Source organism: Andreprevotia lacus DSM 23236, from assembly GCF_900176275.1.
GTDB lineage: Bacteria > Pseudomonadota > Gammaproteobacteria > Burkholderiales > Chitinibacteraceae > Andreprevotia > Andreprevotia lacus.
The window spans coordinates 147,104-169,845 of the sequence record NZ_FWXD01000008.1 but is presented as its reverse complement, the minus strand read 5'-3'; the positions used below and the strand labels follow the sequence as shown (position 1 = coordinate 169,845).

Annotated in this window: 13 protein-coding genes; 9 read left to right on the top strand and 4 right to left on the bottom strand. The window is 62.3% G+C overall.

Annotated features, from left to right (window positions below; all coding sequences use genetic code 11):
• The first annotated feature begins 35 nt into the window (after positions 1-35).
• Complete coding sequence (gene xylB / locus B9A19_RS08620; protein ID WP_084090377.1) at positions 36-1,493, top strand: xylulokinase; 1,458 nt, start codon at positions 36-38, stop codon at positions 1,491-1,493.
• Positions 1,494-1,713: 220 nt separating this feature from the next.
• Here the strand turns inward: xylB and B9A19_RS08615 are convergent, their stop codons facing one another.
• Entirely contained in the window at positions 1,714-2,895 is a 1,182-nt protein-coding gene (locus B9A19_RS08615) for a phosphatidylserine decarboxylase (RefSeq protein ID WP_217807016.1), read from the bottom strand.
• Positions 2,896-3,126: 231 nt separating this feature from the next.
• Here B9A19_RS08615 and B9A19_RS08610 point away from each other — a divergent pair, with 231 nt between their 5' ends.
• The gene (locus B9A19_RS08610; RefSeq protein WP_084090375.1) at positions 3,127-4,257 is read left to right on the top strand and encodes a metallophosphoesterase; all 1,131 of its coding nucleotides are present in this window, start codon (positions 3,127-3,129) and stop codon (positions 4,255-4,257) included.
• Positions 4,258-4,269: 12 nt separating this feature from the next.
• On the opposite strand, the gene B9A19_RS08605 is transcribed toward B9A19_RS08610, so the two are convergent.
• The 3 genes from B9A19_RS08605 to B9A19_RS08595 all read right to left on the bottom strand — a co-directional run bounded on the left by B9A19_RS08605 (position 4,270) and on the right by B9A19_RS08595 (position 9,020).
• Complete coding sequence (locus B9A19_RS08605; protein ID WP_084090374.1) at positions 4,270-4,761, bottom strand: retropepsin-like aspartic protease family protein; 492 nt, start codon at positions 4,759-4,761, stop codon at positions 4,270-4,272.
• Positions 4,758-6,653, bottom strand: a complete 1,896-nt coding sequence (locus B9A19_RS08600) for an ATP-binding cassette domain-containing protein (protein WP_084090373.1) — start codon at positions 6,651-6,653, stop codon at positions 4,758-4,760. Before B9A19_RS08600 ends, B9A19_RS08605 begins: the two co-directional genes overlap by 4 nt.
• 84 nt (positions 6,654-6,737) lie before the next feature.
• On the bottom strand, positions 6,738-9,020 hold the full coding sequence (locus B9A19_RS08595; protein ID WP_176216854.1) for a DUF1631 family protein: 2,283 nt from the start codon (positions 9,018-9,020) through the stop codon (positions 6,738-6,740).
• 255 nt (positions 9,021-9,275) lie between these two features.
• Between B9A19_RS08595 and B9A19_RS08590 the strand changes: the two genes are divergently transcribed.
• The 7 genes from B9A19_RS08590 to mnmC all read left to right on the top strand — a co-directional run bounded on the left by B9A19_RS08590 (position 9,276) and on the right by mnmC (position 22,649).
• Positions 9,276-14,006, top strand: a complete 4,731-nt coding sequence (locus B9A19_RS08590) for an NAD-glutamate dehydrogenase (RefSeq protein WP_084090371.1) — start codon at positions 9,276-9,278, stop codon at positions 14,004-14,006.
• A gap of 170 nt (positions 14,007-14,176) precedes the next feature.
• Positions 14,177-15,280 (top strand): HD-GYP domain-containing protein, encoded by a 1,104-nt coding sequence (locus tag B9A19_RS08585; RefSeq protein ID WP_084090370.1) that lies wholly within the window; start codon positions 14,177-14,179, stop codon positions 15,278-15,280.
• A gap of 50 nt (positions 15,281-15,330) precedes the next feature.
• Positions 15,331-16,434, top strand: a complete 1,104-nt coding sequence (prfB, locus tag B9A19_RS08580) for a peptide chain release factor 2 (protein WP_084090399.1) — start codon at positions 15,331-15,333, stop codon at positions 16,432-16,434.
• Positions 16,435-16,490: 56 nt separating this feature from the next.
• On the top strand, positions 16,491-17,999 hold the full coding sequence (gene lysS, locus B9A19_RS08575; RefSeq protein WP_084090369.1) for a lysine--tRNA ligase: 1,509 nt from the start codon (positions 16,491-16,493) through the stop codon (positions 17,997-17,999).
• Positions 18,000-18,355: 356 nt separating this feature from the next.
• On the top strand, positions 18,356-19,765 hold the full coding sequence (gnd, locus tag B9A19_RS08570) for an NADP-dependent phosphogluconate dehydrogenase (RefSeq protein ID WP_084090368.1): 1,410 nt from the start codon (positions 18,356-18,358) through the stop codon (positions 19,763-19,765).
• Positions 19,766-19,877: 112 nt separating this feature from the next.
• Positions 19,878-20,591, top strand: a complete 714-nt coding sequence (locus B9A19_RS08565) for a ceramidase domain-containing protein (protein ID WP_084090367.1) — start codon at positions 19,878-19,880, stop codon at positions 20,589-20,591.
• Between the two features lie 66 nt (positions 20,592-20,657).
• The gene (mnmC, locus tag B9A19_RS08560) at positions 20,658-22,649 is read left to right on the top strand and encodes a bifunctional tRNA (5-methylaminomethyl-2-thiouridine)(34)-methyltransferase MnmC2/FAD-dependent 5-carboxymethylaminomethyl-2-thiouridine(34) oxidoreductase MnmC1 (RefSeq protein ID WP_308418222.1); all 1,992 of its coding nucleotides are present in this window, start codon (positions 20,658-20,660) and stop codon (positions 22,647-22,649) included.
• The last annotated feature ends 93 nt before the right edge of the window (positions 22,650-22,742 follow it).

Here is a 22,742-nt window from a genome sequence, read left to right as displayed (position 1 = left end):
TTGCCCGGTGCGTAGCTGTTCTGTGGGAGCGTTGCATGTATCTGGGCATTGATCTGGGCACGTCGGAAGTCAAAGTGCTGTTGCTGGATGACCATCACCAAGTGGTCGGCAGCGCGGGTGCACCACTCACCATCAGCCGGCCGCAGCCCCGCTGGTCCGAGCAAAATCCGGCGGACTGGTGGCAGGCCACCTGCGCGGCCATTGGCCAGCTACAGGCCGGTTTTGCGCAACAGCTTGGCACTGTGCGAGCCATTGGTCTGTCCGGGCAGATGCATGGCGCGGTGGTGCTGGACAAACATGACCAGGTGCTGCGCCCGGCCATCTTGTGGAACGACATGCGCAGCGCCGACGAATGCCGCGTACTGACCGAGCGTGCACCAGCCCTGCACCAGATCGCAGGCAATCTGGCCATGCCGGGGTTTACCGCACCCAAGCTGCTCTGGCTGGCACGACACGAGCCTGACCTCTTTGCGCAGATACGCACCGTGCTGCTGCCCAAGGATTATCTGCGCTGGTTGCTGACCGGCAACAAGGTCAGCGATCCATCCGACGCGGCCGGCACACTGTGGCTGGATGTGGCCAGGCGCGACTGGTCGGAGGAACTATTGGCCGCCACCGGACTGACACGGGCGCACATGCCGGCATTGGTTGAGGGTTCGGCGGTATCGGGCGTGCTCAAGCCCGAACTGGCTGCGCAATGGGGGATGGCGGAGGGCGTGGTGGTCGCCGGCGGTGGTGGCGACAATGCTGCTAGCGCAGTGGGCATGGGCGCGACCGAGCCGGGTGATGGGTTCATCTCACTCGGCACCTCTGGCGTGCTGTTTGTGGTGAATGATCGCTATCGCCCCAATCCTGCCTCGGCGGTGCATGCGTTCTGTCATGCCCTGCCCGGCCGCTGGCACCAGATGAGCGTGATCCTGTCCGCCGCCAGCAGCTTGCGCTGGTTATGTTCCCTGCTGGGCACCGACGAAGCCACGCTGCTGGACGAGGTGGCTGCCTTGCCTGCTGAAGCGCGCGAGCGCGCCCCGCTCTTCCTGCCCTACTTATCCGGTGAGCGCACACCGCATAACGACCCGTATGCCCAAGGTGTGCTGCACGGTCTCACGCACGATACCAACCGTGCCATGCTGGGCTACGCGGTGCTCGAGGGCGTGGCATTCGCACTGCAGGACGGGCTGGATGCGCTACGCAGCGCCGGCACCGACGTCGACACGCTTTCACTGACTGGCGGCGGTGCTCGCAGCGCCATTTGGGCACAGCTGATTGCGGACGTACTCGATCTGCGCATCGTTACCCATCACGGTGGCGAAGCCGGGGGTGCGCTCGGTGCCGCGCGGCTGGCCTGGCTGGCGGCAGGCGGCCGCACGGCCGAAGTGTGCATCAAACCGGCCATCAGCGCCGAATACCTGCCCGATCCAGCAAAGCGCGATGTACTGACCAAGCGGCTGCAGCAATACCGTGCCATCTACACCCGGAGTACATTCCGGTTTTGACGGCGACCCTGGAACGCCTGCCGCGCCCATCGCAACCGGCCGGGCGTCGATCTGCCGAAAATGCTCGGCAGCTGGTCAATGATGTGCGCCCCAAGGCCGCCCCGAACGATGAAACGATGTGATCCGGGAAACGCTGATCCACGGTCCTGCAGTCAATCAAGCACGTGCTGGAATGACAAAACGGGAGCAATTGCTCCCGTTTTGCATGGACAGCGGCGGATCAACGCTCCGGAAATGCCTGCGCGATGCGTGTGCCCGTCTTGTAATGCACGCCCGGCTGGGCAGTGAAGCTCACATTGCTCCTGGCCTCGAACAGCAGAATGATGTCCGACCCGCCAAACTGGAAGTAGGACAACTCCTCGCCCTTGCGCACCGTCACGCCTTCCTCGGCGGTGATGATCACCGACGACACCTGGCACATGCCGATCGGCAGCACGGCCACCAGGCCGATGGCGGTATCGAGCACGATCAGCCCGCGCGCCTGCGCAAACTGGTAACCGGCGTTGTCCGGCGCATCAAAGGCCCGCACCGGGCGCAGCCGGTGGCTGCCATTGGCATCGCCGGCAATCGGCTCGGCCTGCACTTCCAGATAGACCTGACCAGGGATCACGCGTGCTTCCAGCACCGTGCCGCCTACCGGCGCATGCTGGCGGTGATAGTCATTGGGGCCAAGGAAGGCATGCATGAACAAGCCGTTGTTGAAACGATCCTTGTATGGGCTGCCTTCCAGTAGCTCGCTGATCTGCCAGTGCAGGTTCTTCACCGTCACGCCCGAATCACTGCGGATTTCCCACTGGCCGGCAAAGGTTGAGTCGGCCGGCGAGACGATCACGCTCTGATCGGCAACGGCCGCTACAGGGCGGTAGCCGGGCTTGAAGTTGCGGGCAAAGAACTGGTTGAAGGTCTTCCAGCCGCCATGCGGCACGACGTAATCGTTCATGTTGTAGCTGGGCGAATCAAAGAACGATTGCAGCGATTCGGCCGTCAGCGATTCCGGCGTATCGAGGAACTCGCCCATGGCCTTGGCATAGCGCACCAGCCATGCCGACAGCTCGGTCAACGGTGGTGCCTGATCGTGTGGCACTACCTTGTTCTGCAGCGGCAGCACGGCCGGCTGATCGAACACGAAATAGAATTTGCACAGGTGGTTGTACACCTCGCGGCCCTGATGGTTTTCTGACGGTACCCAGTACAGCAGGCCGTTGATCCAGCGCACAAAATCGGCCAGCGACTGGATGTCGGCCATTTCCGGGATATTCCAGTGCCGGGACTGCGCCACCGCCTCGTGAAAGCGCGCCTCCCAGCCGTTGCGGGCGATCAGGTCGATCAGCTCCAGCACCACACCATGCAGGCCTGCTTTGGGCAGATCGCTCAAGCTCATCCCGATTTCTTCCTGACTCATGACCACTCCTCCAGAAGGTGAGAACCGCGTTTGTGCCGGCCGCATGCTGCTGCCGACCCCGTTGGAATACCTCTTTGTAGGATGCTTGCCAATTGCTTGCCATTCCATTCATGTAAATTTCACATTTGTTTCTTTGTGTTAACGAATTGGTGTGAATTTGTACACATCACCTGCCCCGCTTGTGCGGCGGAGAAGTGCCCATATCTGCAGCTGCAGGATATGGAGAAAGCAATGCGGCGATTTTTCTTGGTGGCAGGTGGTTTGTCGGTGTTGCTGCATGGCTATATCGCCTGGCGGCTGTTGCCGGCACTGGGTCTGAGTACCGTTGCTACCCTGCTGGGTGCATTGCTGTTCTTGCTTTCCGCTGTATTGGTGCCGCTGGGTTTGCTGATGTCGCGCTCGCACCGGCAACCGCTGGCAGACCGGCTGGCGTGGGTGGGCATGCTGCTGATGGGCTTGTTCTCGTCGCTGCTGGTGCTGACGTTGCTGCGTGAACCACTGCTGTTGGCCGGCTGGCTGTTCGCACCTGCCGGTCAGCAGTGGGCAGGCTGGTCCGCATGGGGCGTGCTTGGTCTGGCCATCTTGATGACGCTGGTCGGCTTTGTGAACGCGCGCCGCAGTGCACAGGTTGTGGATGTCGACGTGCCGATTGCCGGCCTGCCAGCCGCGCTGGAGGGGTTCACCATTGCGCAGCTCAGCGACATCCATGTGGGGCCAACCATCAAGGCCGGCTATCTGCAAGCGATTGTCGAGCGCGTCAACCGGCTGGATGCCGATGCGATTGCCATCACCGGCGATCTGGTCGATGGCAGCGTGGCGGCCCTGCGCGAGCACACCCGCCCGCTGGCCGGCTTGCGGGCGCGGCACGGTGTGTTCTTTGCCACCGGCAACCACGAATACTATTCCGGTGCACCGCAATGGATAGACGAACTGCGCAGCCTGGGTGTCCAGGTGCTGCTGAACGAGCATGTGGTGCTGCAGCGGGGCGATGCCAGCCTGCTGCTGGCCGGCATTACCGATTACACCGCGCATCAATTCGACCCGGCACAGCGCAGCGACCCGCAAGCAGCACTGGCCAACGCACCGGCACATGCCTACCCGCGCATCGTGCTGGCCCACCAGCCGCGCAGCGCGCCGGCCACTGCTGCAGCAGGTTTTGACATGCAGCTCTCGGGCCACACGCACGGCGGGCAGTTCTGGCCGTGGAATCACTTTGTCCGCCTGCAGCAGCCCTACACCGCCGGGCTGCATCGGCTGGACCGGCTGTGGATCTACATCAGCCGCGGCACCGGCTACTGGGGGCCGCCCAAGCGCTTTGGCGCCCCGTCCGAGATTACCCGCTTGCGACTGGTCAGCGCCTGATCTGAGCTTGGGTCAGGGCTTGCGGGCGGTCAGCTTCATCTCGTCGCGGCTCAGGCTCACATCAAAGCGGGAAATGACGTTCATGCCCATCAGCATTTCGTCGCCCAGTTCCGGCACCACCATGGCCGGCACACTCTGCAGCGTATAACCGCCAAACTGCAGTAGCGGGATGCGCGTTTCAAAGCCCTCCACTGTGCCGTTGGCAGTTTGTGAAGTCACTTTCTGGCCCACCGGCAGGCCGAGGGTCGAGGCCAGCTTTGTATCCAGCGTCACAGTGGTGGCGCCGGTATCCATCAGGAACACGACCTCCTGACCATTGATCTTGCCCTTGACACGGAAATGACCGTCGTTGGCACGCTGCAGCAGCAAGGTGCGCTGACCATTTTCACTGCTGAAGCTGCTGGGAGGCGTGGCTTGCCGCTCCAACACGAGCCGGGCGCCAAAGAACAGGATGCCGATGACGCTCAGCCACAGGATGACCAACACCGGCGTCGAGCGCATCATGCCTGCAACTGCTCCAGTTGTTCGGACAGCTCCAGCCACTCCAGCTCCAGCGTTTCGATCTGGGCCTTGAGTTCGGCCTCGCGCTGCAGTACCTGCTGCAGCTCGGACTTGCGTTCGGCGTCATACAAGGCTGCATCCTGCAGCTTGCCGGTCAGCTCGCCGTGTTCGGTCTGCTTGGGCGTCAGCGCCTTTTCGACCTTGGCCAGCTTTTGCTCTATCGGCTTGCGTGCACTGGCAAGGCGCTGGCGGGCTTCGGCCTCTTCGCGCTTCTGGGCCTTGCGGTCCGCGCTGCCATCCGAGGCACGCAGCGCCGTATTGGCCTCGGCACGGCGTTCCTGGCTGTAACGGCTGTAGTCGTCCAGATCACCATCGAAGGGACGCACGCGCCCGGCTTCGATCAGCCAGAAGTCATCGACGGTGGCACGCAGCAAATGCCTGTCGTGCGAAACCAGGATGATGGCGCCGTCGAAATCGGTCAGCGCGCGCGTGAGCGCCTGGCGCATTTCAATATCCAGGTGGTTGGTTGGTTCGTCGAGCAGCAGCAGGTTGGGCTTTTGCCAGATCAGCAAGGCCAGCGCCAGGCGCGCCTTTTCACCGCCGGAGAACGGCCGTACCGGCCCGGTCGCCATATCGCCATGGAAATCGAAACCGCCGAGATAATTGCGATGATCCTGCTCGCGCGTGAGCGGGTCCAGCTTCTGCAAATGCCACAGCGGGGATTCATCCAGCCGCAAATGTTCAAGCTGGTGCTGGGCAAAATAGCCGATCTTTAGCCCCTTGCCCTCTATGCGCTGGCCAGACAGCAAGGCCAGATCACCGCATAGCGTCTTGATCAGCGTGGATTTACCTGCCCCGTTGACACCCAGCAGGCCGATGCGGGCCTGCTTTTCCAGGCTCAGGTTCAAGTCATTCAGCAGTGGCTTGTCGGCGCTATAGCCCGAGGTTGCCAGTTCCAGCCTGATCAGGGGGCTGGGGCTGGATTCCGGTTCGCGGAACGTGAAGGTAAACGGCGAATCGACGTGCGCGGCCGAGATGGTTTCCATCCGTTCCAGCGCCTTCACCCGGCTTTGCGCCTGCTTGGCCTTGCTGGCCTTGGCCTTGAAGCGGGTGATGAAGGATTCCAGATGCGCAATCTCGCGCTGCTGCTTGTCGTAGGCCTGCTGCTGCTGCGAGAGCTTTTCGGCACGCTGCGCCTCGAACGACGCATAGTTGCCGGTGTACAAATCCAGCTTGCCGGCATCGACATGCAGGATGCCGTTGATGGTGGCATCCAGAAAGTCCCGATCGTGCGAAATGATGAGCAACATCCCCTGATAGCTGCGCAGCCAGCCTTCCAGCCAGACCACCGTTTCGAGGTCCAAGTGGTTGGTCGGTTCGTCGAGCAGCAGGATGTCCGAGCGGCACATCAGCGCTTGAGCAAGGTTGAGGCGCATGCGCCAGCCACCCGAGAACGTCGACACTGGCCGGCTCATTTCCTCGCTGGAGAAACCCAGCCCGGCCAGCAGCTTGCCGGCACGCGCCGGTGCGCTATAGCCGTCGATGGCCTCCAGCTTGCCCAATAATTCGCCATGCTGGATGCCGTCGCCAGCCACTGCTGCCAGCTCTGCTTCCAGCGCGCGTAGCTCGGCATCGCCATCGAGCACGTAATCAAGCGCAGAGACCGGGAGTGCCGGTGTTTCCTGCGCCACATGGCCGATGACCAGGCGGGGGGGGAGTTCAAGATCGCCAGCGTCGGCGTGCAATTCGCCGCGCAGCAGGGCAAAGAATGATGATTTGCCGGCGCCGTTGGCACCAACGACACCGATTTTCTGTCCGGGATGAAGCGTGAGATCGGCGCGGTCCAGCAAGACCTTGAGACCACGCCGCAGTGTGAGGGATTTGAGTCTGATCATCCGGCAATTCTAACAGCCGGAACGCATGCGCCGTTACTCAAGCATGCGGCATGCGGGTTTTCTACTGTAGATGGCGGGTGCCAATCAACCGTTCAGCTGTGCGCGCACCTGGCCAAGTGCCATTTCGGTCAGTGTCGCGGTGCCGCTCAGGCGGCGCAGCTGGCCCGAGTTGAGATGTTCAATCAGCTCGATCTGCGTAAAGCCCAGACCATTCTCGCCACCCCGGTTGGTCAGCAGGTAGCGTGTTTTCTGCGGGCTGATCCATGACAGGCGATAGCGGCGGAATTCACCGTTGTCCTCGCGCCACTCCAGCCACTCGCCACGCGTGGGCAGGCCATCGCTGGGTACGATGATGGGCTCGGCTGGTTCCATCACCACCGGAATGGACAGGTCTTCGCTGTGCTCGGCGGCCGCAATGGCATCGCGGATGGCCGGGGCTGGCTGTACCGATGTGGCCGGTACTGGCTGGAACACCGGGGCGGTATCTTGCGGCTGCACCTTCATGCCGCTGCGGATGGCGCCGGCATGCAGCTGCACCAGCTCGGCAAAGAAGGCTTGTGCCTTTTCCTTGTTGGCACCGGCGGCCTGTACGCCTTCCTCCAGCGTCTTGAGCATGGCAGGCAGTTCGTTGACGAGGCGCAGGCGCTCTTCCGCACCGCGCTTGGGCTGTATGCTCCACAACAGCATGTCCATGGCGGCCACACGCGTGGCAAACAAGGCTTCGGCTTCGCCCTCCGGGCCATAGGCGGCAACCAGTGCGCCGTGCCAGGTTTGCAGCAGGAAATCATTCACCAGCGGGCTGCTGAACGCCGACATCAGGCTCTGGCCGGCCATGCGGGCCTGAATCAGCGCGCTGGCCGTGGCCGAGGCCAGCTCCTTGATTTCGTTTTCAAGCAGCGCCTGTGCTTCGGAGGTGATTTTCTCCTCGGCGCGCTCGCCTTCGCTGGCGTTGAAGCGTTCCAGGTCTTCCAGTGCGGTCTGGAAGATGCCGATATCGTCGGCGTAATGGGTGGCAATCCATGCGACGGTGTCGTTGTACTTGACCAGTGCCGGGTCGTCGCTGGCCGGCTCGGCCTCCCAGGCCAGGCAGGCTTCGGCCAGCAAGTCGATCAGCAAGCGCGCCGGGTGGCTCTTGTTGCCGAAGAAGCCACCATCCAGCAATGCGGCCTTGAGCACCGGGATCTGCAGCCGGGCCAGCAGGCCCTTGGCTGCGTTGGCCAGGCGCGGGTCTTCGAACAGGCGGTCGAACAGCATCGCCACCAGTTCGAGCGTCATGGTATCGACGCGGTTCAGATCCCCAGCCCAGCGCGATGCGCGCAGCAAGGTCAGCAGGTTTTCCGGACCGCCGGTGCCAATATCACCTTCGCTGTGCTTGGGCGTGGGCGGGTCTTGCTGCAGCTTGTCCAGCACGTTGAACCAGACCGGGCGTACCAGCCGCTGTGGCTCGACAAAATCATGCGTGAGCTGGTCGAGAAAACCCGCCAGTGCGCTGTGATCCACCGACAGCAATTGCCTGCCGCCCGCACCGCCCTGCGCACCGCCTCCCGGCACGCCATATGCCGGATCGTAGCCAGCCCCCGCACCCTGCGGATAGCCGCCCTGACCAAAGCTGCCGGCTGCGCCGTCGGTTTGCTGTGGCGGCATGGCCTGCTCACCCGGCCGGGCAGCCGGGGACGGGGCACGCCGCTGCGGCGTGCGCCGCATGGTGGGCTGGATGTTCTGCTGAATCAGGTACTGGTTGATATGCTTGTAAACCGAGGCCACCTGCTCGGACAACTCGGTTTCCAGCGTGCGCAACGCCACCAGGCGCGCACCGACGCCGCTTTCCAGCTGCTGAAAAGCCCCCAGGAAAGCTTCGCAGATCGCCATCGGACTCAGCGGATTACCTTCGCTGTCGTCACCACCGCTGCTAGGCATCAGCGAGGCCAGCCGTTGTTCAAGCTGGGACAGCGTGTCGCCGCCCTTTTGCTTGAAGGCCGTGGCCACGTTGGTTACGGTGAGGTTCTGCTCGTAGTCATCGTTGGCCACCAGCGACATCTTGTCGGCATCAAGCTCCAGCTTGAAGTAGGCACGGCCGGCTTCTCCCTCGACGCCACTCTTCATGCGCTGGTTGAACGCATCCATGAACTGCTCGCGGAAGGCGCGAATGATCTCTTCTTTCTTTGACTTTGCCTCGACCCGGGCCTGGAAATAGGAATCGCGCAGATCACGATCCAGCGCGCTTTCGGCCAGCTTGAAGTAGTTTTCTTCCAGTTGGGTAAAGAAACCGTCCAGCGATTCGGTCAGCAGCTTGAGCGCCAGATCGCGGCAAGCGAGCAACGTTGCCGAGGGCGGCCCAGCCTTCACGGTGTGGCGTACGGGTTGCATGGCGTTATCTCGCATGTCGGGTCAGGTTTGCATATTAGAACATAATGATATGCGCAATTAAATACCTTTTGTCACTCTTATCCTACCTGTGGTTCGTCCACCACAGGGGTGACGCGGGCCACTTGTCAGGCAGCCCGATCCAGTGCGGGGCACCCGCATCCGCAATCCATGATTCATGCAGGTTTCCAGCAAGTGGCGGCAGTCTGACTGCGGGTATAGATTCAATGCAGGCCGGTGTCGGAAAAGGACGTTTCAATGGTTGCCAACAACCCCGTGCTTGCAGCGCTGCAAGCGTATGAATCCACCCTGCCGGACAACGGCAAACAGCTCTTCAGTCAATACTACGCCAACTTGCCCGAAGAAGATTACGCGGAGCGAGAAACAGCTGACTGGGCGGGCGCAGCGCTTGCACACTGGCGGTTTGCCGGCCGGCGCGCAAAGGGCGACTTCCTGCTGAGGGTCTACAACCCCACCCTGCCCGAACACGGCTGGCAGACCAGCCATACCGTAGTCGAGCTGGTGCTGGCCGACATGCCCTTTCTGGTCGATACCGTGGCCATGGCGCTGGGCCGGCTCGGGCACAACATCCACCTGGTGGTGCATCCGGTGCTGCAGGCCGTGCGTGATGCCGACGGGCAGCTGCAGCAACTGGATGAACACGGTGCAGCCGAATCCTGGATGCATTTCGAGATCGATCGCGCCACCAGTGCGGCAACGCTCAAGGCCATACACGACGAGATTTCCCGCGCGCTAAGCGATCTGCATAGTGTGGTGGCCGACTGGCCCGCCATGAATGAGCGCGTCAATCAGGCGTTGACCGCGCTGCGCAGCGGCCTGCCACCCATCCCCGCCGACGAGGTGGATGAAACCGTTTCCTTCCTCGACTGGCTGCTTGATGGCCATTTCGTATTCCTGGGCTGTCGTGATTATCGCTTCAGCAGCGATGGCAGCAGTCTCGACCTGGTGCCGGGCTCGGGCCTTGGCCTGCTGCGTGACCGTGGCGAGGGCGGCCCGTCGCGGCTTTATGCCAATCTGCCGGAGGACCTGCGCAAGCTGGCCTACGCCGCCGATCACCTGCTGGTGCTTACCAAGGCGGATACCCGCTCGACCATACACCGGCCGGTCTATCTGGACATGATCAGCCTCAAGGCGATAGACGACAGCGGCAAGGTGGTTGCCGAGCTGCGCATTCTTGGCCTCTACACCGCCAGCGCCTACAGCGCCCCACCCCGGCAAGTGCCGATATTGCGCCGCAAGATCGAGCAGGTGCTGCAGATGTCGCAGGCCAGCCTCAGCGGCCACCGTGGCAAGGCGCTGATGCACGTGCTGGATACCTACCCGCGCGAAGAGCTGGTGGAAATCGATGTGGCCGAGCTGGCGCGCATCGCCAACGGCATCGTCGGACTACATGAACGCAGCCGCGTGCGCGTGTTCTTCCGCGAAGACATTTACCGCCGCTATGTTTCGGTGATGCTGTTTGTCCCGCGTGACAACTACACCACCGAGGTGCGCATCAAGGCACAAGAACTGCTGACCCGGAAGCTGGGTGGCGACGGTGCCGAATTCAATGTGCTGCTGTCCGATTCGCCACTGGCACGCATCCACTTCATCGTGCGCCTGCCGCACGGTCACAGGCCCAGCTATGACGCACGCGACATTGAAGTGCTGATGGCCGAGCTGGCGCAGCGCTGGCAGGACGAACTCAAGCGCCAGTTGCTGCAGCACTGTGGCGAGGAGCTGGGGGCAGATCGCTTCCAGCAATACCAACGGGCCTTCCCGGCTGCCTATTGCGCCGACTTTCCGGCTCGCGTGGCCGTGCATGACATCGATGCACTCGATGCTGCACTGGCCGGCAATACCCTGCTTGCCACACTGTCGCCAGGCAATGCCACCGATACATTGCGCTGGCGGCTCAAGCTGTATCGCAGTGGCGAGATCGCCCTGTCCGATTGCCTGCCGTTGCTGGAAAACCTGGGCGTGCGCGTGCTGGACGAACGCCCCTATGCGCTGCACTTCGACGACGGCAAGCAAGCCTGGATCATCGATATCGGCCTGCAATTGCCGTCCGGCACGCAGCTTGAATCACCGGCAGCAAGGCAACGGCTGATTGATGCTTTCGGTGCGGTCTTTGCCGGCCAGGCTGACAATGACGGCTTCAACCGGCTGGTGCTGGTGGCCGGCCTCGCCTGGCGCGATGTGCTGGTGCTGCGCGCCTATGCACGCTTTCTCAAGCAGATTGGCCAGAAATATGCGGTGGAAACGCTGGCCGAAACGCTGCTGCGCTACCCAGGCTATGCCGCCACGCTCACCGAATTGTTCAACCTGCGCCTGAACCCGGCAGCACCCCAGGCCGAGGCCGCCGAAGCACTCGACCAGTCGCTGCACGCGCTGGCGGTGGCGCAAACCAGTGTGGATGACGAAAAAATCCTCAATGGTTTCCGGGCTGCCATCAGTGCTACGGTGCGCACCAATCACTTCCAGACCGATGGCGAGGGCCAGCCCAAGAGCTATCTGTCGTTCAAGCTGGCCTCGGCCCGCATCCCGGGCATTCCACAGCCGGCGCCCTTGTTCGAGATTTTCGTCTTCAGCACCGATATGGAGGGCACCCACCTGCGCGGTGGCAAGGTGGCACGCGGCGGGCTGCGCTGGTCGGACCGGCGCGAGGACTTCCGCACCGAGGTGCTGGGGCTGGTCAAGGCGCAAATGGTCAAGAACAGCGTCATCGTGCCAGTGGGCTCCAAGGGCGGTTTCATCGTCAAGAACCCGCCGGCCGAACGCGAAGCCTTCCTCGCCAAGGGTGTGGAATGCTACAAGACACTGATCCGCGGCATGCTGGACCTGACGGACAACCTGCAGGATGGTCGCATCGTGCCACCACCGCAGGTGCACCGGCTGGATGAGGATGATCCCTATCTGGTGGTCGCGGCCGACAAGGGTACGGCCACCTTCTCCGACATCGCCAACGGCATCGCGCATGATTACGGCTTCTGGCTGGACGATGCCTTTGCCTCGGGTGGCTCGGTGGGTTACGACCACAAGAAGATGGGCATTACCGCGCGCGGCGCATGGGTATCGGTGCAGCGCCATTTCAGCGAATTGGGCATCGATGTTGCCGCCGACCCGATCACCATTGTCGGCATCGGCGACATGTCGGGCGATGTATTCGGCAACGGGCTGCTGCGCTCGCAAGCGGTCAAGCTGGTTGCCGCTTTTGACCACCGCCACATATTCATCGACCCCACCCCTGACCCGGCACGCAGCTTTGCCGAGCGTGAACGCTTGTTTGCATTGCCGCGCTCGTCTTGGGCCGACTATGACGGTACGCTGATTTCTGAAGGCGGCGGCGTCTGGCCGCGTAGCGCCAAGACCATTCCGTTGTCGCCCCAAGTGCAGGCACTGCTGGGCGTGCAGGACAATGAGCTGGAACCGAGCGCCCTGCTGCAGGCACTGCTGAAGGCCCCGGTCGACCTGCTGTACAACGGCGGCATCGGCACCTATGTGAAAGCCAGTACGCAAAGCCATGCCGAGGCCAACGACCGCAGCAATGACGCGCTGCGCATCGACGGCCGCGACCTGCGCTGCAAGGTGGTGGCAGAGGGCGGCAATCTGGGCTTTACCCAGCTTGGTCGTATTGAGTACGCCCTCGCTGGCGGGCGCATCCTCACCGATGCCATCGACAACTCGGCTGGGGTTGATTGCTCCGACCATGAGGTGAACATCAAGATCCTGCTGGGCCGTATCGTCGCAGCGGGCGATCTCACGCTCAAGCAGCGCAATCAGGTACTGGCCGACATGACCGACGACGTTGGCCGGCTGGTGCTGCGCGACAACGAACTGCAAACGCTGGCACTGGCGCTGGAGGCCTCGCAAGCCATGTCACTGCTGCCGGTGCACCAGCGCTTCATGCAGCGCATGGAGAGCGAAGGCAAGCTGTCGCGCCGGCTGGAATACTTGCCCGGCGACAGCCAGCTACTGGAGCGCGTGCAAAACCACCAGGCGCTGACACGGCCGGAGCTGGCCGTGCTGCTGGCCTACGCCAAGATCGTGCTGTATCAGGACTTGCTGGCCTCGCCGCTGCCTGACGATGCGCGCTGGGACAGCCTGCTGGTCGATTACTTCCCCGCGCTGCTGGCCGAGCGTTTTGGCAGCCGGCTGGCCGATCACCCGCTGCGGCGCGAGATCATTGCCACCGTGCTGACCAATCATGTGGTCAACCGCCAGGGCATCAGCTTTGTGTTCCGGCTGGCGGAGGAAACCGAGCAAACGCCAGCCACCGTGGTGCAGGCCTGGATGGCGGCCACCCGCTTGCTCGACAGCGAAACCATTGCACTACGCATCGAAGCCGCTGCCGGCATTGCTGCCGAAACCCGCTTTTCATTGCTGCTGGCGCTGCGCCGCCACACCGAGCGCGCCACGCGCTGGGCTTTGCGCCAGCCCGATATCGTCGAAGACGGCGACTTTGCCCGCGTGGTGGCCGCCGAGTTCGCCGCGCTGGCGGGGCGGCAGCTCTGCGTTCACACGCCAGGTTCTGCATTGGTGGCATGGCTGGATGCCGGCGTAGGCGAGGCGCTGGCTGGCGAAGTTGCTGCGCGTGAGCAGACCGGCGCACTGTTCGATCTGGCACGTGATGCCGCCGAACGGGCCAGCGTGGGCGAGCGCATGGCGCTCTACCTCGGCTTGGGCGAGCTGATCGGTTTTGACTGGCTGACCAGCGCCATCGAGCGCCTGCCACGCGACAACCGCTGGCAATCGCTGGCCCGCCTTGCCGCGCGGGATGATTTGCTCGACATGCATGCAGCCCTCACCGGCCGGGTCTGGTTGGCAACCACAGGAGACGTGGTGCAGCGGCTGGAACAGTGGCAGCTGCAATCCGGCAACAGCCTGCAACAATGGCTGCGTATGCTGGCAGAGCTGCGCGAAGCCGCGCCTGATCTGGCGATGATTTCCGCCGCGTTGCGCGAGTTGCGTGGCCGGCTGGTGGGCTGACACCGACGCGGGTGCAGACCGCGTGCGCCGGGGTCACAAGCCGTAAAAATTGCCATGGCAAGCTGGTGTGCTTGGCGTTTCGCCAGCACACTGGCTATACCAAGGCAGGGTGCCGCCCGCGCGGCACCTGAACGCCGGCGATAGACCGGCAACGGCAAAACGGACACTGAATGAACAACCCGCTGGACTATACCCAGAAGCGGACGGTACTGATCGTCAACAGCGCGTCGGATGCGCTGGTGGCGCTCAACGATCTGCTCAAGCCCCATGTCGACATCAAGCTTGCCACCAGCGCTGAAAAAGCACTGCTTGCCGCGCGCTATGATGCAAATGCCATCGATCTGATCCTGATCGATATCTCGGCCCCGGAAATGGACGGACTCGACTGCTGCCGTCAGCTGAAGCAAGACGGCACAACCCAGCACCTGCCCATCCTGCTGATCGCCGATGCTGCAGCCCCGGCCGACATCGATGCCAGCCTGCGTCATGGCGCAGCCGATTACTTGGCCAGGCCGCTGCATCTGCCGCTGCTGCTGGCGCGCATCGAGACGCTGGTCGAGCTTTCCCATGCCCGCATCTTCCTGCACAGCCAGGATGAATACCTCAAGCATCTGGTGAAGGAGCGCACGCGCGATCTGGTTGCGATGCAGGATGCCACCTTGCGAGCCATGGCCGCCCTCACGCAGCTGGGAACCGGCCAGCAAGGTGCGCCGTTGCAGCGCCGCCAGCACTATCTGGCGGCACTGGCGTGGCAACTGCACGAGCACCCGCGCCTGGCTGCCGAGCTGGGCGAGGAAAAGATCGAGTTGTTGTTCAAGGCCATGGCGCTGTACGACATTGGCATGATCGGCGTGCCGGCGCAGATACTCAACAAGCCAGAGACGCTCTCGGCATCTGAAATGAGCGAAATCCACCAGCACGTTGCCCGTGGGCGCGAGCTGATCCTGGCCATGGCCAGGCAGGTCGATACCCCGTCCCCGTTGTTGCTAAGTGCGGAAGACATGGCGTGGGGTCACCATGAGCGCTGGGATGGCAGCGGCTACCCGCAAGGGCTGGCGGGCGAGGCAATCCCGCTGCCTGCGCGGCTGGTGGCCATTGTGGATGTCTATGATGCGCTGACCTCTGATCGCCCGTGGCGGCCGGCGCACACGCACGAGGCTGCGCGTGAAATCATCGGCAGCTTGCGTGGCAGCGGCTTCGATCCCGATATCGTCGATGCTTTGCTGGGCATCGGTGACAAATTGGAGCAAATCGCCAAGCATTATCCCGATTGATGCGCACCAATACGGTATAATGCCCGGTTTTCCAATCGATGCAGAACGTGATGGAAGCCGAACAGCTCAACCAGATCGACAACCACCTGACCGACCTCGCCAACCGCGCGGACGAACTGAAACGCTACCTGGATTATCCGGGCAAGCGTGATCGTCTTGAGGAAGTGGTCCGTCTGTCCGAAGACCCGGATATCTGGAACGACCAGAAGAAAGCACAGGAAATCGGCCGCGAGCGCAAAGCGCTGGAAGACGTGGTGGTGGTGCTGGACGAGGTGGCCGGTGGCGCCGCCGACGCCAAGGAATTGTTCGACATGGCCAAGTCGGAAGACGATTTCGACACCCTCGCCGCCATCGGTGAAGATGCGCAGGCGCTGGAAGAGAAAATCGCCAAGCTCGAATTCCGCCGCATGTTCAACAACCCGATGGACCCGAGTCCCTGCTTCATCGACATTCAGTCGGGCGCCGGTGGCACCGAAGCGCAGGATTGGGCCGGCATGCTGCTGCGCATGTATATCCGCTACGGCGAGCGCAAGGGCTTCAATGTCGAGGTAATGGAAGAATCGGAAGGCGAAGTGGCCGGCATTACCAGCGCCACCATCAAGCTGACTGGTGACTACGCGTTCGGCTTCTTGCGCACCGAAACCGGCGTGCACCGCCTGGTGCGCGTGTCGCCGTTTGACTCGAACGCGCGCCGCCATACTTCGTTCTGCTCGGTCTTCGTCTATCCGGAAGTCGACGACAGCATCGAAATCGAAATCAACCCGGCCGACGTACGCACCGACACCTTCCGCGCCTCGGGCGCCGGTGGTCAGCACATCAACAAGACCGATTCGGCCGTGCGCCTGACGCACATCCCGACCAATATCGTCGTGCAGTGCCAGAACGACCGCTCCCAGCACAAGAACCGCGACGAGGCATGGAAGATGCTGCGCGCCAAGCTGTACGAGCTGGAGCTGCGCAAACGCATGGAAGCCCAGCAATCGCTGGAAGCCGGTAAATCGGACATCGGCTGGGGGCACCAGATCCGCTCCTACGTATTCGACCAGAGCCGTATCAAGGACCTGCGTACCAGCTACGAAGTGGGCAACCTCAAGGGCGTAATGGACGGCGATCTGGATGGCTTCATCGAAGCCAGCCTGAAACAAGGCGTCTAAGCCCTGCCCTAAGGATTATTTGGCGCAACGCGCCGCAGCGAAAAACGGAATTGAAGATGAGCGATCAACAAGAACAAGTCGTCCAGCAAGACGAAAACCAGATCATGGCTGAGCGCCGTGCCAAGCTGAAGGCGATCCGCGAGGCAGGCATCGCCTTCCCGAACGACTTCAAGCGCGAGCACCTGGCTGCTGACCTGCATGCCAAATATGGCGAAGTCGAGAAAGAAGAGCTGGAAGCCAAGGCAGTCACTGTCAGCGTGGCTGGCCGCATGATGCTCAAGCGCGTGATGGGCAAGGCCAGCTTTGCCACCGTGCAGGACACCTCGGGCCGTATCCAGTTCTACATCAGCCGCGACAGCGTGGGTGAGGACGTTTACGCCAGCTTCAAGACCTGGGACATGGGCGACATCATCGCCGCACGTGGCACCTTGATGAAGACCAAGACCGGCGAACTGTCGGTGCAGGTGACCGAGCTGCGCCTGCTGACCAAGAGCCTGCGCCCGCTGCCGGACAAGTTCCACGGCCTGGCTGATCAGGAGCAGAAATACCGTCAGCGCTACGTTGACCTGATCACCAATGAGCAAAGCCGCGACACCTTCATCAAGCGCAGCAAGATCGTGCAGAAGATCCGCGAATACATGGTGAACGAGCGTTATCTGGAAGTGGAAACGCCGATGATGCACCCGATTCCGGGCGGTGCCACGGCCAAGCCTTTCACCACGCACCATAACGCCCTCGACATGCCGCTGTTCCTGCGCATTGCGCCGGAGCTGTACCTGAAGCGTCTGGTCGTGGGCGGCATGGAGCGCGTGTTCGAGATCAACCGCAACTTCCGTAACGAGGGGATGAGCACACGCCACAACCCCGAGTTCACCATGATGGAATTCTACGAGGCGTATGCCGATTACCAGCGCATGATGGACATGACCGAAGGCGTCATCCGTTATGCTGCCAAGGAAGTCATCGGCCACACCGTGATCGAATACCAGGGCAAGCAGGTTGATCTGTCCAAGCCGTTCGCGCGCTTCACCATCGCCGGCGCGATCCAGCACTACAACCCGCACTACACCAGCGAACAACTGCACGACCGCGCCTTCCTCAAGGCCGAGCTGGCTCGTCTGGGCGCCAAGCCGGTGCTGACCGACGGCATCGGTGGCCTGCAACTGAGCCTGTTCGACGAGACGACCGAAGAAAAGCTGTGGGAGCCGACGTTCATCATCGACTACCCGGCCGAGGTGTCGCCGCTGGCACGTGCCAACGACAATAATCCGGGCATTACCGAGCGCTTTGAGCTGTTCATGGTTGGTCGTGAGCACGCCAACGGTTATTCGGAGTTGAACGATGCCGAAGACCAGGCCGCCCGCTTCCAGTCCCAGGTGGACCTGAAGGACAAGGGTGACGATGAAGCCATGCACTTCGATGCCGACTATATCCGCGCGCTGGAATACGGCCTGCCCCCGACCGGCGGCTGCGGTATCGGCATCGACCGCCTGGTGATGCTGCTGACCGATGCGCCGAGCATTCGCGACGTCATCCTGTTCCCGCAAATGCGCCGCGAAGACTGATACGCAGCAATGTAGTTTGCAAGGCCGGCTTACATGCCGGCCTTTTTCATTTTTCGGCGCAAAATCCAGTCAAATCGCGCCATCTAGGGTGCATCCGTATCTGCAACCCGGCAGCTTTAATGTTAGGATTCGTCAGGTAGCCGCAGATGCTGACGAAATGACTCAGCATCCGGTCCGTGCAGACAGCCGGGCTGCGGCAGCGCAGTCAACGAATTTGTTTTAAACACCTATATTTGGGCTTCGGCATCTTGATCTGGTGGCGATAGACCCCGATATCAGCGTGAAGCCCATCAGGCTGAATCATCTTGGGACCCGGCGCAGTTGAACCAACTTGCGCAACGACAGGAGCAGAAGAAATGTCCAAGCAACAAATCGGTGTCATCGGTATGGCCGTCATGGGCCGCAACCTGGCGCTGAATATTGAAAGCCGTGGCCACTCGGTATCGATCTACAACCGCTCGCCGGACAAGACCGACGAAGTGATCGCCGAGAACCCGGGCAAGAAGCTGGTGCCATTTCATACGCTCGAATCGTTCGTAGACTCGCTGGAAACCCCGCGCCGCATTTTGCTGATGGTCAAGGCCGGCGGCCCGACCGACGCCACCATCGAACAACTCAAACCGCTGCTCGCCAAGGGCGACATCATCATCGACGGTGGCAACACGCTGTACACCGACACCATCCGCCGCAACAAGGAACTGTCCGACCTCGGCTTCAACTTCATCGGCACCGGCGTATCGGGCGGTGAAGAAGGCGCGCTGAAAGGCCCGTCCATCATGCCGGGCGGCCAGCGCGAAGCCTATGAGTTGGTGGCACCGATTCTGAAGGAAATCTCGGCCAAGGCGCCGGACGGCGAGCCGTGCGTGACCTATATCGGCCCGGATGGCGCTGGCCACTATGTGAAGATGGTGCACAACGGCATCGAATACGGCGACATGCAGCTGATTGCAGAAGCCTACGACATCCTCAAGAACGTGCTGGGCCTGTCGAACGCCGAGCTGGCCGACGTGTTTGCCGACTGGAACAAGGGTGAGCTGGACAGCTTCCTGGTCGAAATCACCGCCAACATCTTCAAGAAGAAAGATGAAGACACCGGTGGCGAGCTGGTTGACTACATCCTCGACCAAGCCGGTCAGAAAGGCACCGGCAAGTGGACCAGCAAGAGCGCGCTGGACCTTGGCGTGCCGCTGCCGCTGATTACCGAATCGGTATTCGCGCGCTTCATCTCGGCGCTGAAGACCGAACGCGTCGCCGCCAGCAAGGTGCTGAACGGTCCGGCCAGCAAGCCGGCCGTGGGCGACAAAGCCGCCTTCATCGAGAAGGTACGCCGCGCGCTGTATCTGTCCAAGATCGCCTCTTACGCCCAAGGCTTCGCACAGATGCGCGCCCAGTCGGAAGAAAGCAACTGGAACCTGCACTATGGCGAGATCGCCAAGATCTTCCGTGCTGGCTGCATCATCCGCTCGCGCTTTCTGCAGAACATCACCGACGCTTACGCCAAGAACCCGGCGCTGAGCAATCTGCTGCTTGATCCGTACTTTGCCGGCGTCGCCAACGAATATCAGGCTGCGTTGCGTGACGTGGTCGCCACAGCCGTGCAGGCCGGCATCCCGCTGCCGACCTTCGGCTCGGCCATTGCCTACTTCGACAGCTACCGCGCAGCCCGCCTGCCGGCCAACCTGATCCAGGCCCAACGCGACTACTTCGGCGCACACACTTTCGAGCGCACCGACAAGGAAGGCATCTTCCACGCCCAGTGGTTCTGATCCTGCCTTGTAGCCATCAGGCGCAGCACAAAAAATCCGGCCCTTGGGCCGGATTTTTCTTGCCCGCAATGCGGGCCGCCCCACTTGACTGCGGGCATGCAAGAAAAATGTCATGTCGCTGTTGCCGCAGCCCTCTAAACTGCACGGCATGAGCACCTATCTCGACCAATACTGTGAACGCATCGCACCCGGTTTGTGGGGCGAGCCGGTCAATACCCTCAGCAACCTGGCGTTCCTGCTGGCCGCGCTTTGGGTCTGGCGCGCATGGCGCGGCACCGAGCTGGGCGTGCGGCATGGCAAAACCATCTTGCTGCTAGTTGGCTTGATGGCGTGTATCTGCCTCGGCAGCACTTATTGGCATGTGGTGGCCGACGAAGAAGCCCTTTGGTTCGACATTATTCCCATCCTGCTCTTCATCAATGTCTATCTGCTGGCGGCGCTGCATTTTGGCCTGCACTGGCGCTGGTTTGAGGTACTGGCCGGCTGGCTGGCCTATCAGGTATGCAATCAGCTACTGGCCACACAGCTGCCGGCCGATACGCTCAATGGCTCGGTGTTCTATCTGCCCACCTGGCTGGCACTGCTGCTGCTGGCCATCGCGCATCGCCGCATTGCGCCAGAGATGGCCAAAGCGCTATGGCAGGGCTGGTTGCTTTTCAGCATCTCGCTGTGGTTCCGCACCTTCGACAAAGCGTGGTGCGAGGGCTTCCCGCTCGGCACGCACTGGCTGTGGCACACCCTGAACGGCCTGCTGCTGGGACGCCTGAGCCTGGCCATGTTGCGCTTGCGTAGCCAGGCTATCCGGCCGTGGAATACGCTGCCCTGATGCTGTACCAGCCAATGCGGCAAAGATGGATTTACGCCTGCTAGTGCAAACTGGTTAAATCCGGTTTTGTACGCGCGTTGGCCAGCCCCGTGGCTGGCTGACGCATCTGCCTTGGTAACGCAATTGAACACCATTCAGCCCGCGCAGCTCAGCATGAATGCTGACGGCATCCCCTATTCCGCCAGCTTTGACGACATCTATCACTCGCCCGATGGCGGCCTTGGCCAGGCGCAATCCGTGTTCATGGCGGGCAATGGCCTGCCCGAGCGCTGGCAACAGTGCGATGTCTTCACCATTGTGGAAACCGGCTTCGGCCAAGGGCTGAACTTCCTGGCCACCTGGCAGGCCTGGCGGGCAGACCCGCTGCGCGGCAAGCGCCTGCATTTCGTCTCGGTGGAGTTACACCCGTTCACGCCGGCCGATCTGGCCACCCTGCATGCCGGCTATCCGCAAGTGGCGGAGCTGGCTGCGCAGCTGCGGGCCCAATGGCCGCTGCTGACGCCGGGTTTCCATCGCCTGAGCTTTGACGATGGCACCGTCACCCTCACACTGCTGTTCGGCAGCGCCGATGCCATGCTGCCGGAGCTGGATGTACGTGCCGACGCGATTTATCTGGATGGTTTTTCGCCAGCCAAGAACCCCGATCTCTGGTCGCCCTTTGTGTTCCGTCAGTTGTGGCGCCTGAGCCATGCCCACACCACGCTGGCGACCTACTCCGTCGCTGGTGATGTCCGTCGCGGGCTGACCGAGGCTGGCTTCGCGGTGGAAAAGCTAAAGGGCTTCGGCACCAAGTGGGCCATGCTGCGCGGCAGGCTAGCCCGCATACCGCGCTCGCAGCCTGTCTATGCTGGCGAACATGCAGCCATTGTGATCGGCGCCGGCTTGGCGGGCTGCGCGGCGGCAGAACGGCTGGCAGCAAGGGGGTGGCAGATCAGTGTGCTGGAGGCTGCCGACGGCCTCGCTACCGGCTCGTCCGGCAACCATGCCGGATTGATGCACGTTTACTGCTCCCGCGACGACAACCTGCTGGCACGGCTTTCACGCGCGGGGGCTGCAGCCACTCTGCAAAGTCTGGCCCGCTTGCCCGTAGAAGCTGCACCGTTTCACGCGGCCGACGGCGTACTGCAACTGGCCAAGGATGCCGCCCAGGCCGGGCAAATGGCCGCCCTGGCAGCAGAGTCAAACTGGCCGCCCGAGCTGGTGCGCTTTCTTGATGCAGATGCCGCCAGCTTGCATCTGGGGCAGCCAGTGGCCCACGGGGGCTGGTGGTTTGCGACTGGGGCATGGATCAACCCACGCAATGCCTGCCAAGGCTGGCTAAACGCACATGGCGATCGCATCAGCGCGCGGTATGGCGCGGAAGTGACGGTGCTGCAGCAGACCGCTGCAGGCATCTGGCAGGCCCGTGATGCGCAAGGTATGTTGCTGGCGCAGGCGCCGGTCGTCATTCTGGCCAATGCAGCTGCCGCGCGCCAACTGGTGCAGGCAGCAGACCTGCCGGTCTGGGATGGCTGGCGGGTTGCCACGCGCATTGCAGACAGCGCAGCGCTGCCCGTGCATAGCCTGGCCGGGCGTGCCTATGTGACAGCGGCCTATCAGGGCGAACGCATCATCGGCGCCAGCGATTTCAGCGGCGACCTGCAGGCTGCCGAAGCCAGCAATATTGCCGCCCTGCGTGCGGTGCTGCCTCAGGTGGAAAACACGGCCTTGCAGGTGCTGAGCAGCCGCGCCTGCAAGCGCCCGACCACGCCGGACCGTTTACCGCTGGTGGGCGCTTTGCCGCAGCCATGGCATTCCGGCTACCCCGCCTGCCACCAGCCCTGGCAAATACCCCGGCAGGCCGGGCTGTATGCATCGCTGGGCTTTGGTGCACGCGGCCTGACCTGGGCGGTGCTGGCAGGCGAGCTGCTGGCCAGTCAGCTCAACGGCGAGCCCTGTCCGATTGAGCGCAAGCTGATCGACGCCATCGACCCTGCCAGATTCCTGCTGCGTGCCTTGCGGCGTGGCGAGCCTTATCAGGTGGCGGCCTTCGGCATGGCAAGTGATGACATGGAATGATGGACTCGCTTACTGATCAAAACAGTTTTGTTGCCAAATCACCATAACAGTCACTGGTTTTTGCACTGTGTAGTTCTGTTTGCCAATACAGTT

Coding starts and splice junctions, on each gene's coding strand:
- xylB (WP_084090377.1), top strand. CDS start 36: ATGTATCTGGGCATTGATCTGGGCACGTCGGAAGTCAAAGTGCTGTTG.
- B9A19_RS08615 (WP_217807016.1), bottom strand. CDS start 2,895: ATGAGTCAGGAAGAAATCGGGATGAGCTTGAGCGATCTGCCCAAAGCA.
- B9A19_RS08610 (WP_084090375.1), top strand. CDS start 3,127: ATGCGGCGATTTTTCTTGGTGGCAGGTGGTTTGTCGGTGTTGCTGCAT.
- B9A19_RS08605 (WP_084090374.1), bottom strand. CDS start 4,761: ATGATGCGCTCGACGCCGGTGTTGGTCATCCTGTGGCTGAGCGTCATC.
- B9A19_RS08600 (WP_084090373.1), bottom strand. CDS start 6,653: ATGATCAGACTCAAATCCCTCACACTGCGGCGTGGTCTCAAGGTCTTG.
- B9A19_RS08595 (WP_176216854.1), bottom strand. CDS start 9,020: ATGCAACCCGTACGCCACACCGTGAAGGCTGGGCCGCCCTCGGCAACG.
- B9A19_RS08590 (WP_084090371.1), top strand. CDS start 9,276: ATGGTTGCCAACAACCCCGTGCTTGCAGCGCTGCAAGCGTATGAATCC.
- B9A19_RS08585 (WP_084090370.1), top strand. CDS start 14,177: ATGAACAACCCGCTGGACTATACCCAGAAGCGGACGGTACTGATCGTC.
- prfB (WP_084090399.1), top strand. CDS start 15,331: ATGGAAGCCGAACAGCTCAACCAGATCGACAACCACCTGACCGACCTC.
- lysS (WP_084090369.1), top strand. CDS start 16,491: ATGAGCGATCAACAAGAACAAGTCGTCCAGCAAGACGAAAACCAGATC.
- gnd (WP_084090368.1), top strand. CDS start 18,356: ATGTCCAAGCAACAAATCGGTGTCATCGGTATGGCCGTCATGGGCCGC.
- B9A19_RS08565 (WP_084090367.1), top strand. CDS start 19,878: ATGTCGCTGTTGCCGCAGCCCTCTAAACTGCACGGCATGAGCACCTAT.